The sequence below is a fragment of the Fimbriimonadaceae bacterium genome (genome assembly GCA_019638775.1).
GTDB lineage: Bacteria > Armatimonadota > Fimbriimonadia > Fimbriimonadales > Fimbriimonadaceae > JAHBTD01.
Window position 1 is genome coordinate 1 of record JAHBTD010000007.1, and the last position, 15,924, is coordinate 15,924.

Genomic DNA, 15,924 nt, shown 5'->3' on the forward strand with positions numbered 1-15,924 from the left:
TGTGAAGATGTCGAACGGCCGGCCGTAAAAATGCTCGCCAATCTCCATGGCCAAGAGATCCGCCGCACCTAGAATTTTCACCAGTCGCCGCAGCGTATCCTCGCGATCGGTCGATCGAATGAGTCCCATTTCGACGATCTTCTTCTGCCGTGCCAACTCTTTGGCGGCCTCCAGAATGGCATCCGGTGTCACATACACCACCCCTTTCAGCGAAAACGCCGCCCACTTGTTTCCTTTGAGTGGACGATTGATCCGAGGCGCCACGATCGCCAAGACTTCTGGTCCCGCACACCAACTGTCTAACGGCTTCTCCTGCATCTCCTGCGTGCTGAGGATCATTTCCTTCACGCGTGCCTGCCCATCGGCTTGCCGAAGAATCACGCCCAGCCGATCCTTCCCGATCCGATGATGGCCCTTGATGGCATCCAACACCTCACTGAACCATGGGATGGACGTGCCGGCAAAGCACTCTTGGAGCTTAATAGCGCTGACAACCGGATGATCCCCCATCGCATGGGCGGCCGTCGCACGAAAGCGCGGAATCTTACCCAGATCATGTCCTAGTGTGGCCACCAGTACCTTCGGGATCATAAGATCCCCATCCCGGTAGGTCTGCTTGAGCAACGCCAACGCTAACTCCGTGACCCGATACGTATGGTCTCGCAGCGTGATTTTCGCGAGCGTATCGCGAATGGAATAGAGGTCCGTACATTCTTCGTCGCGTTCGATACCGGCCGTCACGATCGACGGACAGTCCCCATATTCCTCGAGAATTTTCACCACCGTGAGCAGCGGCTCCAGTGCGCGCTGGCTCTCAATTACCGGTTGATAAGGCATGATGAAATCCCGAATAAGTGCGGACGACCGGCCAGACGACACCGGGCGTGTCGAGGTGGCGGGATCGAGTGTGGCGGCCTGTGCGCCTCCCTGAGGAGGCAGCACCGGCTGGGCAGAGGACGGGCCCTCCACAGAAGTTGATGCACTGGGGTATGTCAGGGCCGCAGGAGCGACGGCCACCTCAGGATCAGGCGGTGCATACTCTGCTGGACTACCCTCGGGCTCAGCTTCCTCGACCAGCTCCCCAGTTTGTTGAATGAAATCCAAATTGAGCGGAAGCCACACGTCTTTAGCCAGATCCTCTAGGGTGATTTCGATCAGCCTCGGCACCACAAGCGGAGTTGCTACTCCGGTATGAACTCTTGCAGACTCGCCCCGCCAAGCTCCCCACAATCTCCCGAGCATGTCACCTCCACGGTTCCGGTAACGGCATCACGCTCACATGCGTCGCTTTAGCCCGGACTCGTACCACCCGCCCCATCAAACTCACATCCACCAGCACATCCTCACCGTCCAAGGCTCGGACGATGCCCGTCATCTGCGCATATGGGCCCGAACTCACCTGCACCACGTCGGCCACCTTGGCCAGGAGTGGTTCAACATTGCTAAGGTCCTCGAAGAGGTCGCTATCCAGCAAAGGAAGCGCTCGCACCACTCCAGACAGCCGCTTGATCACGGGAACGGCCGTTGGATCACAGTGAGCAATCACATAGCCCTTTGTCGGACGTTCCACGTCCGTGCACCCCAACTCCTGGAGCTGCAAGGCCACGTGTCGTTCACGGCCTGGCGTGACATCAAACGCCCACCGTGCATGTAACGCATTCTCAGTGGAGCACGCCTCTGTTTGTCTGTCGCTCACAGTTCCTCCTTTTGAAAACCGCTCCACCTCACCCCGCGGACTCATCGCAGCAAGCCACGGGCTCGTCTGATGCCTGCGAGGCGCTCCAATGCCCGATACACCTTCCAGCTGTAGCCCGCGATGTTGCGACTGCCGTTGTAACGGCCTACGGCTGTCCACGTTTCTTGGTACTCATTGATCTTCTGCCGCAAGACAAAGGCAGCCCATTGGATATTGATACAAGGATCGAGAAAATGGACTGGATCAATTTTGTACTGCCGCATGTGCACGCTATTGATCTGTGCAATCCCCACATCAAAATTCGCCCCCGCCTTCCACAGTTCAGCAACCAGATCCGTCGCTTGCTTGAAAGAAAGTGGTCCTCGCCGATCCCCCTTGCCGTCCCGATTCACATTCACCGCATGCGGATCCCCTTCACTCTCCACTAGAATAATGGCTTCCAATATTTGCACGGTCACCGCGTAGCGATTCGCCGCCGCCACAACACAACTGTGGTTCACATACCAAAACCGGTCCGGAGGCATCTCCGCCGCAACACTGTCCGGCAAGACACCGAGACATACCACCGCAAGACAGAACCACGTCGAACGGCGACTTTTCGGTCTGGAGAATGCACCCAGAGGCCCACCATACCCCCGTCTTAACAGGTGCCTGTGTAGGTGCATATCTTCGTCGCCATTTCCTTCGTGATCACAGCCGGGTCAATATTCGCTGAAACATTTTTGTACCATTCCGTGAAATCCATCGCCTGGAAGTTCAAAGCGCTGAACTGATCGACCGTAAATCCGTCGCACTGGGGCGCATCCGCTGATCCCCAGGTCATGCCCAACTGCACACGGCCTTGTTCCTGCACCATCCGACCGAGCTCGGATTTCATAGTGCAGTAGACCTCTTCCTTTCGGAGGCACACACTGCCGACCAGAAAGGAGCCTTTATCCACACAATGTGTCCCAATTAGATGAGCCTTTCGATCGTGTTTATCCCTCGCAAGCGCGATCTCCTCCTCAGAGCATTTCCCAATCAATTTATCGGGGTCCGAATCGCAGCAATTGATTAGTGATCGCCCGATTGTGCTGAAATCACAGGTGCTCCTTTTGCCCGTGAAGATACGCAGACGGTCCGGATCCCAATCTTCTTCGACATTCTTGGTCATCGCCAGCCAGGTGGCCGCTAACGCCAGATTCTCATTGGGTGGCGTACTGGTATCCACGCAAAACGGCACAGGACTGTCTGGTTTCCCACACTTCGTGCATTGAGTAATCGGTTGCGTCGTCGAACATTCCGACGGTCCCGGACACTTGTAGGTGTTCTCGTACATCAAGCAATATCCCGTCCCCGGCTGCACCGATGCGCAGCGAGAGCTGACTTGATTGCAGCCCTTGTCTCGATACTCGCCACAGGTGTCCCCGGCCGTGGACGTGACATCCCAGGTTTGCTCCTCTTGAAAGCATCCCGTTAAGGGCGCCACGCTGTACGTATCAAGAAAGGTTCCCGTTACCATGACCGCAATCGAATGCGACTCGTAAGTAAATGTAAACGGAACTTGCCAGCTGAGCGGGCCGGTGGGACTGAAGGCGCCCATCGTAAACGTCATGGGATACCCAAAGCATGAGCACTTGCTATTGCAGTAGGCCGGCGAGCCATTTCCAGAGGCCGTCGGGTTCGCCGGAGTCAACACGTAAGGCCCGGTCTTCACCGAGCCAACATTTGTGCAGCCGTATTTGTCTTCTCCGGCGGAATTGCCAGTGACGTTCAAGCCGACCACCCATCGAGTTCCATCCCAGATAGGAAACGCCGATTCGATCGTAAAATTGCCCATGGCCATTCCCGGCGCATGGTCGTGCGCGTTGAATCCAGAAGTCCCCCCGGTCAGCACGGTGGCATACGGTTGAGCACACTTGAGATCCCGCGCAGCTCCATCGAGACAGGTCGTAGTCACCAGTGCGGCGAGGCCACTGGCGCCAGCCGCTTCTAGATCCTTGCACCCATTGACCTCCGTCTCAGAGGTATAGGGAGGGCTGGGAATTCCAGGAACCGTGCACGCGTTCGGTAGCAGGGTGGGGTTGCGAATCTTGAGGCAGGTCTGCCGTGAGCCCCCAGGCACTTGGCAGGTCCCCGTGACGCCAGCCCCTTCGGTGTAACTCGTGCACATATTCACCACGGAACAGCTCTCCGTCATGATGGAATCGGTCGGCAGCGTCGCTGCCGTCGATTGCGCCGTCGTCACCGGGCTACTAGTCCGTAGATCCCACCCATCTCGGTCAATCCTGCTCTGTTGGATTTTCGAGTAACGCTCATCGGAGCTCGCCGCCGCACCGCCGGCCGCGCTCAAACTGCCAGGATCATCGTAATACCTCTCTTCAGCAGCCCCAGAGCACCCTGCCGTGACACAACCCGGCGACCCTGAGTACTGCGGCACTTTGGTCATGTTCGGCGCCAGAATACCTGCACCGACTAATCCTGAGGCCTTCTGCCCCTCTACCTCACACTTCGCTTTGAGGTACGGATCGTCAATCCCACTGCAATCTGCGCGTACCTCCACAACACCACACACCAAACAGATCGCGAGGCAAATCCCTATGAGCATGCGCTTCATCACAGACAGCCTCCCCCTATCGACGCGTGCCTAACCGAGCCGTATCCAATGAGGGCACCGTCATCTCGTCCATCCCTACCGCTTCTCCCAGTGAATTTCCGTCCGGCGGATGTCGAGCGGACTGGTCCCTTGCAACGAAGGGGGACAGTTCACCGGCCAAAATCGTCCCAAGCGCGTCACGATCCATAAACTGAATCGGCGTTCCCCGCATGATGATTTGTGCCATACCCCACCCCCAGTATCGTGCCGTCACCTGATGAATCTGAATGTCGAAACCAATGATCAGGTCAGCTCCCAACGCCGCAGCGCTTTGCGCAAGCCTATTCACCATGCTCTGAGTCGCATGGACGATCGGACTGTCATACGTCTTCGCGCGCCCTCCCCAGAAATCGGTGAATCGGACAACGGCATCCCGCCAGGAAGCGATCCCGACGGTCTCGATCTGAATCAATGCCTGAAAATACCGATAGGTATGTCCGGGAATGACATCCACCGTAAGAATTTTCATTCGGGCCTATCGCTTTTCGGTATCAGACGGTGACACCTCGGCCTTCTTCGGAGCATCTGCGTCGATACTGATCGTCAATGTGTTCATGGGCGCGGCCATCACTTCCCCATCGACAGCCGGAAGAAGGGGACGTCCAGTTGAAGCTTTTCCGGACATCCCAGAAGCTAGAGGAGGAGGCACCAGTTCCGCGTTTTGCCCATTCCCCCCACGGAAGCCATCCAGAAATCGTCGTAACCATCCTTTGTCCGCATCGGGCTTGGTTCGAGGCGATTCGACCTTAGCCTCTATCACCCTCTGAGGAACGGGCATCGGCACATCCGGTTTGGCAGGGACAGTGGTCGTCGCCACTGGACTTGGAGCGACCGCCAGGCTCGTCCCGCTCGGCTCAACACCCGAGCCCCCAGCGCCTACGCTCCCCTCCATATTCGGACTGCCAGCCTTGGCGACAGGTTCAGTTTTGGGAGCACTTCCTGACTTACCCTCACCCAACTGGACGCGCGTTTTCTGGACGTCGGGAGCACCCCCTCTAGCCTGCAAGGACTTCCCAAGTTTCCCAATCGACAGTTCAACACGTTCGAAGCGATTGGCTAAGGCGACCGTCGTTTCTGTGAGGGTTTCGATCTTCCCCGCAATATTTTGCAGGCGCGCGTCGACTCCGGACAGTTGTTGCGCCTGCTGCGCAAACTGCGCCCGCTGGGACTCGTACTGATTCTGGGTGTCTTTCACCACCCCCTTCACGGTCAGGATGTCCCCCTGCAGTTTTTCCGCTTGGGCCTTTAGTCCCATCTGCTCTTGCGCAACATGCCGATACACCTGGGATACATTGTCGACTCGCTGGGACAGCTCGTCGTGCTCGGTCTCCATGACTTCCTTCACCGCGAGTTGATGCTGGTACTTGGTTTCCAAATCCTGATATTCACCGGTGCTGACGCAACCGGACAACAGTGCGAGACTAAGGGCTGCCATGCGTTGCCACATACCGTGCTCCTTTCATACGAGAGGGGTGACTACCTCCCTTTTCCCTATTGGTTCAAAAATGCTTTCACCGCGCCCCGCGGCTCATACTCTGTCACCGTCACGCGAGCGACATGCCCGATGACATCGTGCAAGGCCACTACAAGCTCATCGACGGCCTGAAAATGTTTCACATACGGAGTGAGATCTTCCGCTCGGAGACGAATGCTATTGAGCGCGTTATCTAGGGCGCGAATCACCGGCACCAGTCTCACCGTGTCTCCGACGCGGGGCGTAATGACACGCGCATTGCGCCACGCCGCCTTCACGCTCCGTTCTTTTAGGTCGGGATATGGGTCTTGAGGGAGCAACTCGAACTCCCCCACTCCAAGCTCTCGCAAGATCACCTTTGCCCGCGCCACCCATTGCTCCACACGAGCCAACTCGTTGCGCACTTGCTCAATGGAGAGCTGAGATCCTGCTGCCCGCCGAAGACGATGAATTACCTTGTCAAACATGTACAGCATGGAGACACAGGCCATCCCCGCTTTTGTTTGTGGTAAAAGGAGCACCGAATTCGGATCTTCCAGCCGCCGCTTGTTCTCCTCCGCCCGATCGGGCCTTCGTCCATTCGTCGGAGACGCGCTCCGAAGAGACTGGCCCTCGCGCCGTACCATCCCCAGTTGTCGCTCTGCGTCCACCCCATGAGCCATGCCTCACCTCCTCGATTACGCCCGAGCTGTCTTCCCCAGATCCGCTTCGTCCACGAGCACCAGTCCATAGCCGGTCAATTTGCTGGCCACCGCAGCATTCATCCCCTTGCGACCAAGAAACTGTGCGATCGTGCCCCGTTCAACAATGACTCGCGCCTGATGTTCTTCCCGATACACGTCCACTCGTCGCACTGACCGGCTCGGGGCCGGCGCTAATGCCTCACGAATGTAGGCTTCCACCTCCGTGTGATACTTCACGAGTGCGATCGTGCGGGATGTGTAGGTCCGGAACTCGTACAACAGAGGCTTGCAGGTCGCGATGACATCTTCCCCCGTGCGATAAGTCTCGACCGCAATCTTCACAAACGACGCGGCTTGAGCCGTCGCCACACGCTTGATGTGCACATGGTCGTCCGCCAACACCGGAGCCAGCACTAACTCCGCAATACGCCGGAAATAGTGCATCGATCGCTGCGACAGCATCGGAAACTCGTCACCGACCTTGTACACAGCTCCCATCAATGAGTCGCGTACCTTGTACTGACGGTCGGCATACTGATGCGGCAAGATGGCATACCTCCCGATGGAATCCGCCCACAGCAGATATGCGCTGTGCCCCGGATCCATCCGAATGACCCGAGCCATTACTAAGTCTCCCACCTGCACCATTCGTTACTCGCCTGTGCTATAGTTTTTCGACCCGTATACGCACCTGCCACCTGCGTGTAGTTCGAGACTCGGTCTCACAACTATGCCCAACAGGTATTACCGGATCACTCCCACTCCGCTTCTATCCTCATCCAGAGGGAAGATCCGCTCTCTTGCGTACCTTGCTTGGCTGTGGTCTAGTCGGACGATCAGCGTGCTCCTCCTCGTGCTCGTCACCTTGGTATCTTGTGCCCCCGTCTTCACGCCGACCACTTTGCAGAACTTCAAAGAATCGCGTGAAACCAGCTCAACGACGGCTGTAGAACGTCCTCGATTGGCACTATCACCCCACAGTGATGGCCTGGGATGGACGGTGAGAGTCACCCAAACCGTTGAGGAGAAGAATCGGATCAGGCGAGAAGAAGTCTGGGGAGGATATACCTATGAACGTCGGCTCAATCTTGTCACGATGGTGGGAGGGGGACTACTCTGTGCTCCAAATCTCCTGTTGAATACCCTCTTTTCCATGGGAACACCAAACCAGCCGGGATGGAGTTCACCATGGCAATACTGCCTGGCCGCCGCCGGATATGACGTGCCTGGCCGCGCCGATACCCGAACTCGGATCGCTGATGACCTCGATCCCCAGGTTCAGACTGTTACGCGGATAATTGTGGACGGTGACCTTCGGCTCACTTTTGCCGCCGATGGACGGGACCGCATTGGGATTGCCGTCCCTGTGAGTAAGGATTCTCAAGGGACGCACATCCGCCTTCGATGGCTTGCAATGGCTTTACGGGAACAGGGCGTGAATCCTGCCGACGTCCCTGACGGGACCGTCGAGATTTCCTACAGTCCAACTGTCGGCAACCCCGGCCCGACCACACAGTTGCCGATCGACGGGCACGTACTCACCGCTATGCTGCAGCACGATCTCGCAGTGCTCCCCCAAGATCGCTGGCCGAAGCAGCCTCGCCTCAGGCTGGCGGTCAACAATGACTGGGGACACGAACAGTCCCAGTTGATAGTAGACAGGCTTATTGGCCGTATGAAGGAGCGCGGCCTTCCGCTGGTCATCCGAAACGAACGGTATCGGAAACTAGTTCCTGTCCAGGTCCGGCAACTCGCTCCGTTCTTTAATGATGAGCGACAACCGTCAGCCGGCATGGGCACCGGAGCAAATCTGCTCGTATCCATCGACATCGCCTCTGCTTCAGATCAGGGGCTGCTGCTCACCACGACTCTTGTCTCTGTTGAGACCGCACAAGTGCTGGCTCAGTTTGTCCTCGAATGTCCGATCAACGCCGTCGCGCCAACGGCCGAAACTCTGGCGGCAGTTGTCACCGATCTCGTCCTGCCCCATGGTCCCACTCTCACACGGGGATGGTTCGTCACACCATGACACGATATGGCACATTCCTCATCTGCTTCCTCGCCACCAGTGCGGTCGGCTGTTCGTCTCTCATACTCTCCAACACCCCGGTGCAGGGAGAAAATACCTCGACTCGAGAAATCGCGCGCACTCCGATCGATGTACCAGAGGTTACCCTTACACCCCATCACGATCAGCAACGCCTCACCATTCGCGTGACACAACGCTCCCAAATCACCCTCGAGACGGACACGCCGATGAAGGTCGAGGCACGACGCTATGTGTTTTCGCCTACCGCTCCCCTTGCCGGCGCTGTTCATTGTCCGGTACTGACTGTTGCCTATGTGATTTCAGCCGGACACCTAGGCTCACAATCTCTTGCTCCCGCCTGCCGACGGCTCCTGATGCAGGAACCTCTTGCCGGATCACCGCGGGTTGCCACCGAAATCGAACACCGCTACGAGACACACACCACAACAGAGCCCGTGCGCTACGCCACACTGAGAGTGGCATGGGACGATGCGATACATCCGCCACTGGTCTATGACGTGAATCCCGATGGAGAGGTGTCCATTCCTCAACACGCACTCCGTTCGGGGACGGAGCGCGACCCGTCGACGCTTCCCACACTGTCTATCCTCGTCGACAATCGCGTCCTCTGGACTCATCGCCTTACCCCTAGCGAGATGACACCAAGTGGCCCATTGCCAGACGAACCGCACACGGCAGGTACGAGCTGGCCACCGATCGTCGCACTCGTCCTCGAACCGCTCGATGGCGCTGCACCACCTGCGTTGAGAGCATGGGGACGTTTGGTGACACAGGCTTTATTGGAACGCCACATCTGTGTGGTCGCACCAATAACCTTCGCTAAAGACTTACAGGATGAGCTGCTACTCCACCAATCCGGGCGGATCAGTGACCAGACGGCTGTTCACTTTGGCAAATGGATACCCGCCACTGTGGCGCTCACCATCAGAAACGGGGCCGCCAATCAGGGAATAGCTATTCTAGAATTTGTGGATATTCAAAGGGCGGAACGAATCAGATACGACGTCCTACGGTATAGCAGCGACTGGAAAGAGGATGCGCAGATGGTGAAGGCCTATATGCAAACGATCTTCCCCAAAGGATATCAATCCTGCTCATAGCAATCTCACTTCGCATCCTGTACCTCAAGCACGCAATCACCATACACAGTGACAAGCAATGATCCTGGATAGGTCCTATAGGTCTTCTTGTCTGCCTGAAGGTCAGAGGTTTCCCCAACAGTGTTTACGATTCTAATGTTAACCATCGCTCGCCCTCTGCTGGTCGTCCGGCACTGTTCTACAACTTCATGCAATACAGAGAGAGAATTCCCGCTGGATGAGGGGCTAAATTGCTGCGATCCGACAGCAATGGTTGAGCGTTTGATTGGTACTCCTGGAATCTCTGAACCAACGAACGATCCCAGCCATCCATCTTTTGGCGTCTCAGCTCTCGCGCCTCCTGACTGACTGATAACGATCGCGACCAGGACCATGAAAAGCGCTAGCTGACACAGCCGCATGAGAACCTCCGCTCCGGACAGAACGATTCACTGCCACTTCTATTTACCAGTATTCGGGGACGATGGCTGCGTCCGTTCAACTCTTAATAACGACTCTTGGCCTTCCTGCCATTTAGGCATAGTCCCAAACGCATTCGACGCCTCTTCACCCATCATGCCGAGGGCCGATGTACGCACCGCATTATAAGCGGCATTGGCAGCAAAGTTCTGTAATTCTTCGGGAGACATGCTTTGTGCACGCCCGGTCTTTTCTAAATGTTCGACAGAACTGCGCGCAAACGAGATAGCATTATCCATCACTCCGGAATATTCTTTCCACCAGGCGCCCATATTTTGATGCGAGTCCAAAAGACCGCTCGGTCCCCCACCTCCACCAGGGCCATTCGGCACGGGTCCACTACCTGGCTGAATCGGTGTTCCTCCAACCCCTCCCCCACCAAATTTCCCCATTCGTCCTTTGAGGATCAAATATCGCGAAGCCCCATCCATTCCGATCCGACCAAATTCAAGCCCATAAGCAATCGCCTCGTCCGTCTGCGTAGGGTTTGTAATATCGGTGCCTTTGGCCGCAAACGCCATTTGTGTAATCGTTAGATTCGCCCCACTGTCATGATGAAATTGCACACGATTGAAGTCATGAAAATCGGAGCCTTTGTGACCGGACGAACTCAGCACATTCCCGCTACCGTCAAGTACATCGTTAACCGCAAATCCATGTGCCGCATACTCATTCTTCGATAGCTCCTTCGTATTTGCAATCACGCTCGCCCCATCGGGCGACTGTGAATACTCCACTACCTGGAAGTGTTCTTGCCCTTGTGCATCAGTACGGTACTGACCGATTTTCCCTGTTTGCAAGTCCGTTACTTCTGACGCAATTAACTGGCCAGACTGAGGACTATAGTAGAACGTCCCCTGCAGCTCTTTGGTCTGCCCGGGATGCATAGCATCAGGCACGGTGAAAATGCCGGATTTACGCTCATTGTTATAGTACTGTGAGTCCAATCCGCCCAACACCGAATGATACAAGACTTCGCGCTGGCCGCCATCATCCTTCATAGGACCAAGGACTTGTGTGTCTATCGCTCCGTTTTTCGCCGCCACGACCTTCACGGTCTGATCGATAGAGCCGCTCATAGCCCCGCTGTTTGGATCCTCCAGTGACCTGGCGATTCCCCACACCTCGTTGCCTTCCCCATCTTTCATAAAGGTGGAATAGGTGTTATCGGTCACGTTGGTAATCGTCCCGCCCAGTAGCTTGCGCTCGCCAGTCTCACTACTGGTCGGGCCGTAGTAGAGATTGGCGAATACATCCATATCGCGATGGCCGTCATTGATCCGACGCCAGCCTGACTCTTTATCGATCGACTGTACCTCGTTGTTGTACCCGCGCAGGGACTGCTCGAACTCAACGGTCATTTGACGCGATCCCCTCATCTGATCGCTATAAACGCGGACGCCATCGAGCTCGACTGCAGAACTTTTGAACGCTCGCCCTTGGGCGTCCACAGACACGCCGTCAAAGGTACTTACCGAATGTGTGCCTCCTGGAGCCATCATGGTGTCCTCAACCCCGTACTGCAAACCCGACACACCAGATCCTTTTTCGATTATGTCCCTGGTTTGAGACCCAGAGGTCCCTTTAAACGCCACAATGTTGCCATTATCAATAAGGCCCGTCACATCGCGGGCCGGCGCCCCCGGTTGTTGCGCATACCCATGAAACATCTCAACTTGATGTCCATCTTGTCCCATCACATTTAACTGCGTGAACTGCCCAGACAAATGAGTGCCATCCACCAGATTACGTTCCCCGGAAATACTCTTGGTACCTCCCTCCCGCCCGTCAAAAAAGCTCACCTGGCCGTCGTATAACAGCGCATTGGCTTGAAACGCCGGAGAACCTGGCTTGCTATTGTCGATGGCAGAGCCGAAGAAGGCTGTCGGCACTCCTGGTTGATTGGCTTCCCCATGACTCAGAGCCGTGAACGTGCCGCTCAGGGTGTAGGAACCGACCGTGTGGGTGTCGTGGGCAACACCGCTCGTGCCTGACTCAAAATGTTCCGTGGCTTCCACCAAGAACTGTCGTCCTGATGCATCGGTGCCCAATGTTCCTGTCACTGTGTGCGTGTGACCACCCTCATCACTGGTCAGACTGTAACTGGAATAGATGTCTCGCGGATGCACCGGGTCCGAGCGATCGACTGACCCAAACGCCCTGACATATCCCTCCATCGGCCGAGTCACCCCATCTTTCCCTAAGACCATCTGTTCCGCTTGCCCAGTCTCCACAAAATAATTGGAACCGTCAGGGGAAACGAACGATTCCCTGTGGACGCCGGCCTCCGTATCCTTGTTGTCAAATCCTCGGACGGCCCCGCCCTCGGTCGCCAGAAAATGAAACTGTCCATCGCGTTCTACCAGTCGCCCGGTATACGATTGTTTCGCACCCATCGTGCTCTGAAATGTCGACTGTGTGAGGGTGTCTACCCGCTCGCCTGGCCCACGCTCACCCATCATCTGGACAAATCCGGCATCGGGACGTGTCTCGCCCGCGACTTCCAGAAACAACGGCACATTCCCCGATCGTGCAAAACTTTGACTACCGTCTTCAGCAATCGTACGCGTCTCGGACAGGCCTTTCCGAACGGATTGTTCCGTGCGCGCCACTAATTCTCCGGTATCCTGATTTTCCTGCACAAGCACGCTCTTCCTGGAGCCATCCTCCCCCATCGTATCGAAGCGATGCTCCACCATCGAACCAAACACCGAGGTTTGTGCATCGACCTGCTTCCCGGACTGTGGATCAAACATCTTGTGACGGAACACCCCACTCAGCAGATGCCCCTTTGAATCCATTGAATACTGTCCTTCTGGCCCCTTGTAGTTCTGAATGCCGTTCGCGCCAATACTGGTGATGCCGCCCTGGGAGTCGTGGATCTCACTCGTGCCGGATTGACTATCCACACGAAACCCACCCTGACCAGTCGGCACAGTCATCTGTGGTTCGACGTCATGGCCGATCATCTCGCCGAACTGGGCCCCACGCTGTTCGTGTCGATAGGACGGGCCTTCCTCCAAATTGGCACCAAGCCCACGTGAGAACTGTCCTCCCACTTGCCCCGCGACGGTTTCCGCAGTCCGCGATCCTGCCAGGATCGATCCCAACACCTGGCTTCCGCCCCACATCAGACCGAAACCGATCGCTGGCACGAGCCACACATAATCTGCGGCTGTGGAATTCAGCATGGCGACATGTTCATTGATTCTGTCTAACGTTGCATAGTTGACGGATTGGCCAACCCCGTTTGAGCTCAGGATCGCGCCGAGCCGGCTTCGCGCTTCCCAAAACATGACAAAATTCAGCACGGCATACAGAGGCGACCAGGTCTGGAGCCACATGAACAAGCGCCAATAGGTGCCCATCAACCGTGACATCCCAGGCGAAATGGCAAGCACTAGAAGGAACGGGGTCATGATGTACACAACCCCTTCCACAATGGTCCGTAATAGCGGTACGACCTTTTGAGCGACATAGGACTTCGAGTAGCTTTGGAACTTTAAGTCCTTTTGGATCGCCTGCTGCTGCAGAAGCACAGTGTCCGCAGTCGCCGCGCGCCGTTTGGCATCGGCGGATTCGGCGTTTTTCCACGCATGGATGAGCAGCACATTATTAATCATGTCTCGGGCCGATTGCCCGACGGATAACAAGAGATTCGCCCGGATGTCCTCAGTGAGCCCTTCCTCATCGCCGGTGGCCGGATCAAGCTGCAACTGTGTCCGCAAATGCCGCATCGCCCCTTCGTAGTCAGGCTGCCCCGTGGTATACGCAGGAAGGATGAGAGAACTATAGAAGTCGGGACACACCCGCGGGGCCGCTTCCAACGTCCCACCTGTATATCCGAGTGCCGTGAGTGCGTTATTCGTAGCCCCGATATCATTGAGCAGATTCGGAGAATTCATCAGCGTCCCGAGGTTCTTCTGGAGCAGGCCCACCTCCCGAAACACACACATCATAAAATATGAATCGGTATTGCGGGCCAGATCCGAGTCTTGCAATCTCGCATTGAGGACTTTTTGCAGATCGAATAGCGGGCGATTGAATGACGCTTGTCCCTGGGTATATTGCACGGGCATCGGAAACGACGCTTCGACAAGCTGAGTCGTGTAGTACCCTACTTGCCCCGAGAGGTATGCCGGTAACGCGATCGCCAGCGGCACACTGTTCACAATTTGATCCGGCACATCGGGATTGACTTGGTCTTCCACGGACACGTCGACCGTGATTCGGACACTGACAAAGAGAATGAAAAATGCCCCGACGACCAGCGGGACCAAGAAGCGCCGATTGAACACAAAATACACGAGTCCGAACATCGCGAAGACAAGAAGTGCGAGCTCCATCAAGCTTTCGAAGCGTCCGGTGGTCATCATGATCCGGATGCCCAGCAGAATCTGCGTCAGCACATCGCCGTTGCCAAACGTATAGATCGTCCACATGATGCGCTATCCTCTCCCTCACATCGCAGACAGACTTACTCCGACTACCGCAGCGATCGCATTTCGCCCTGCGTCTTCGTCAACTGCATAAGCTGGTTGATGTTATTCACCATACGTTGCCGCTTCGCGAGACTCTCACTAGCCCCCCTTAGGATCTGATGCAGCCGCCCCTGAAAGTCTTGCAGATTGCCTGGCCACTCGGGTTTGACCTTTTGGATATAGCTAACGTTCCTGGACGTTTCGGTGGCCGCCCACTTCACCCATTGATACCCCATGTCCGCAGCGACCACTTCTGAAGACAATCGCGCAATCTGATTGCCGACATCCCGTGGACGCCCATAATCGGCGAGCATGGTCAGAATGGGGACCGGGGTCATGTTGATGATTTGCTGATCTGTCGCGCTGATAGCTGAGCCGGAGTAGAGGTCTTCGATCAGGTTACTCATGGACGTATACACGCGACTCTCGAATCCTTCGATATCGGTCGCGTCAGTAATCGTGGGGTTCAAACATTCCGAGTCGCCCCCACAATTAAACACTTTCACCACGTCGCCCAGATGACTATCGACCAGCTGTTCGAAGGTCATCGTCGGATCGCGGGTTTGAACATCGCCATCGTTCCCGACTATAACGGTCCCGGTGACCGACATCACCATGACGATGAGATTCTGATCCAGGCCAGCCTGCGTCAGGACATCCCACACCAGATTGCCAGTGACATCGTATTCCGTGCCTTTCAATGCTGAGGCCGCATCCGCATTCGACTGGTTCTTGACGGTATCCCGGTCTTCAAACACGTCTCCAATGGCGCCGCCCGCTTCCTTCATCTTCTGCCAGGCATCGCCGAATCGACTCGCGAGCTTTTGTTTGGAGGCTTCGTTCCCGGCTAGCGCTTTGCCCAATTCAATCCCTGTTTGACAGGGTTGGATCCGTCCCGCAGCATTGAGCGCTCTCGCAGCCGCTTCAATCTTGTTGAGCACGTCCGCGCAGTCTTCACAAATGGCTTTCATCGCCAGCTGGAAAGCGTACCCCAAGACGGCACCGGTCCCGATTTGCTGCAGCAATTGGACGTACCGATCTAGTTTGCCGTAGGAAAACGAGCCCAGGTAAACGTCGATGCCCTGGCAGCCCACGCTCAATCGCGGCGGGGCAATCGACCACAACCGCATCGGGTCCTGCCACAAACGGACCGAGACCCCGCCGCCGCTGAAGTAGCCTCGACTTTGACTTTCGTAGGCACCTGGAGGACTCGTGATCCCGACACCCCACGACGTGAACATGTTCGTAAGGGCATCATTCATCGACTGCGCCTGTACCAGGGGAGGCCAGACCAGTACTGCCCACATACACACTCCCACCAGAATCAGTTTGCTTCGCATCGTGTG

12 protein-coding genes are annotated in these 15,924 nt (G+C 56.3%); 2 read left to right on the forward strand and 10 right to left on the reverse strand.

Annotated elements, in window-relative coordinates; genetic code table 11:
• From KF784_16165 to KF784_16200, 8 genes are all read right to left on the reverse strand, one after another.
• The coding region (locus tag KF784_16165; GenBank protein MBX3120594.1) for an HD domain-containing protein at positions 1–1,170 on the reverse strand (1,170 nt) is incomplete at its 3' end.
• Between the two features lie 73 nt (positions 1,171–1,243).
• Positions 1,244–1,696 carry a hypothetical protein gene (locus tag KF784_16170; protein MBX3120595.1) on the reverse strand — a complete coding sequence of 151 codons (453 nt, stop codon included), beginning with the start codon at positions 1,694–1,696 and terminating at the stop codon, positions 1,244–1,246.
• Between the two features lie 41 nt (positions 1,697–1,737).
• Positions 1,738–2,178 carry a lytic transglycosylase domain-containing protein gene (locus KF784_16175; protein ID MBX3120596.1) on the reverse strand — a complete coding sequence of 147 codons (441 nt, stop codon included), beginning with the start codon at positions 2,176–2,178 and terminating at the stop codon, positions 1,738–1,740.
• Positions 2,179–2,336: 158 nt separating this feature from the next.
• A complete protein-coding gene (gene traN, locus KF784_16180) occupies positions 2,337–4,292 on the reverse strand; it encodes a conjugal transfer protein TraN (GenBank protein MBX3120597.1) in 1,956 nt (651 codons plus the stop codon).
• Positions 4,293–4,308: 16 nt separating this feature from the next.
• Positions 4,309–4,800: a heavy metal-binding domain-containing protein gene (locus KF784_16185; GenBank protein ID MBX3120598.1), complete on the reverse strand. Its 492-nt coding sequence runs from the start codon at positions 4,798–4,800 to the stop codon at positions 4,309–4,311.
• A gap of 6 nt (positions 4,801–4,806) precedes the next feature.
• Positions 4,807–5,766 carry a hypothetical protein gene (locus KF784_16190; GenBank protein MBX3120599.1) on the reverse strand — a complete coding sequence of 320 codons (960 nt, stop codon included), beginning with the start codon at positions 5,764–5,766 and terminating at the stop codon, positions 4,807–4,809.
• A 56-nt stretch (positions 5,767–5,822) separates the two neighbouring features.
• The gene (locus KF784_16195; GenBank protein MBX3120600.1) at positions 5,823–6,467 is read right to left on the reverse strand and encodes a hypothetical protein; all 645 of its coding nucleotides are present in this window, start codon (positions 6,465–6,467) and stop codon (positions 5,823–5,825) included.
• Positions 6,468–6,482: 15 nt separating this feature from the next.
• Complete coding sequence (locus KF784_16200) at positions 6,483–7,112, reverse strand: hypothetical protein (GenBank protein ID MBX3120601.1); 630 nt, start codon at positions 7,110–7,112, stop codon at positions 6,483–6,485.
• Between the two features lie 529 nt (positions 7,113–7,641).
• On the opposite strand from KF784_16200, the gene KF784_16205 reads away from it, so the two are divergent.
• Complete coding sequence (locus tag KF784_16205; protein ID MBX3120602.1) at positions 7,642–8,517, forward strand: hypothetical protein; 876 nt, start codon at positions 7,642–7,644, stop codon at positions 8,515–8,517.
• Positions 8,514–9,638, forward strand: coding sequence for a hypothetical protein (locus KF784_16210; protein MBX3120603.1), 1,125 nt, complete (start codon positions 8,514–8,516; stop codon positions 9,636–9,638). Before KF784_16205 ends, KF784_16210 begins: the two co-directional genes overlap by 4 nt.
• A 440-nt stretch (positions 9,639–10,078) precedes the next feature.
• Here KF784_16210 and KF784_16215 read toward each other — a convergent pair whose 3' ends face one another.
• Both KF784_16215 and KF784_16220 read right to left on the reverse strand, forming a co-directional pair.
• Positions 10,079–14,539 carry a conjugal transfer protein TraG N-terminal domain-containing protein gene (locus KF784_16215; GenBank protein MBX3120604.1) on the reverse strand — a complete coding sequence of 1,487 codons (4,461 nt, stop codon included), beginning with the start codon at positions 14,537–14,539 and terminating at the stop codon, positions 10,079–10,081.
• Between the two features lie 44 nt (positions 14,540–14,583).
• The gene (locus KF784_16220; GenBank protein MBX3120605.1) at positions 14,584–15,918 is read right to left on the reverse strand and encodes a conjugal transfer protein TraH; all 1,335 of its coding nucleotides are present in this window, start codon (positions 15,916–15,918) and stop codon (positions 14,584–14,586) included.
• Positions 15,919–15,924 lie beyond the last annotated feature (6 nt).

Coding starts and splice junctions, on each gene's coding strand:
- traN (MBX3120597.1), bottom strand. CDS start 4,292: ATGAAGCGCATGCTCATAGGGATTTGCCTCGCGATCTGTTTGGTGTGT.
- KF784_16185 (MBX3120598.1), bottom strand. CDS start 4,800: ATGAAAATTCTTACGGTGGATGTCATTCCCGGACATACCTATCGGTAT.
- KF784_16190 (MBX3120599.1), bottom strand. CDS start 5,766: ATGGCAGCCCTTAGTCTCGCACTGTTGTCCGGTTGCGTCAGCACCGGT.
- KF784_16195 (MBX3120600.1), bottom strand. CDS start 6,467: ATGGCTCATGGGGTGGACGCAGAGCGACAACTGGGGATGGTACGGCGC.
- KF784_16200 (MBX3120601.1), bottom strand. CDS start 7,112: ATGGCTCGGGTCATTCGGATGGATCCGGGGCACAGCGCATATCTGCTG.
- KF784_16205 (MBX3120602.1), top strand. CDS start 7,642: ATGGGAACACCAAACCAGCCGGGATGGAGTTCACCATGGCAATACTGC.
- KF784_16210 (MBX3120603.1), top strand. CDS start 8,514: ATGACACGATATGGCACATTCCTCATCTGCTTCCTCGCCACCAGTGCG.
- KF784_16215 (MBX3120604.1), bottom strand. CDS start 14,539: ATGTGGACGATCTATACGTTTGGCAACGGCGATGTGCTGACGCAGATT.
- KF784_16220 (MBX3120605.1), bottom strand. CDS start 15,918: ATGCGAAGCAAACTGATTCTGGTGGGAGTGTGTATGTGGGCAGTACTG.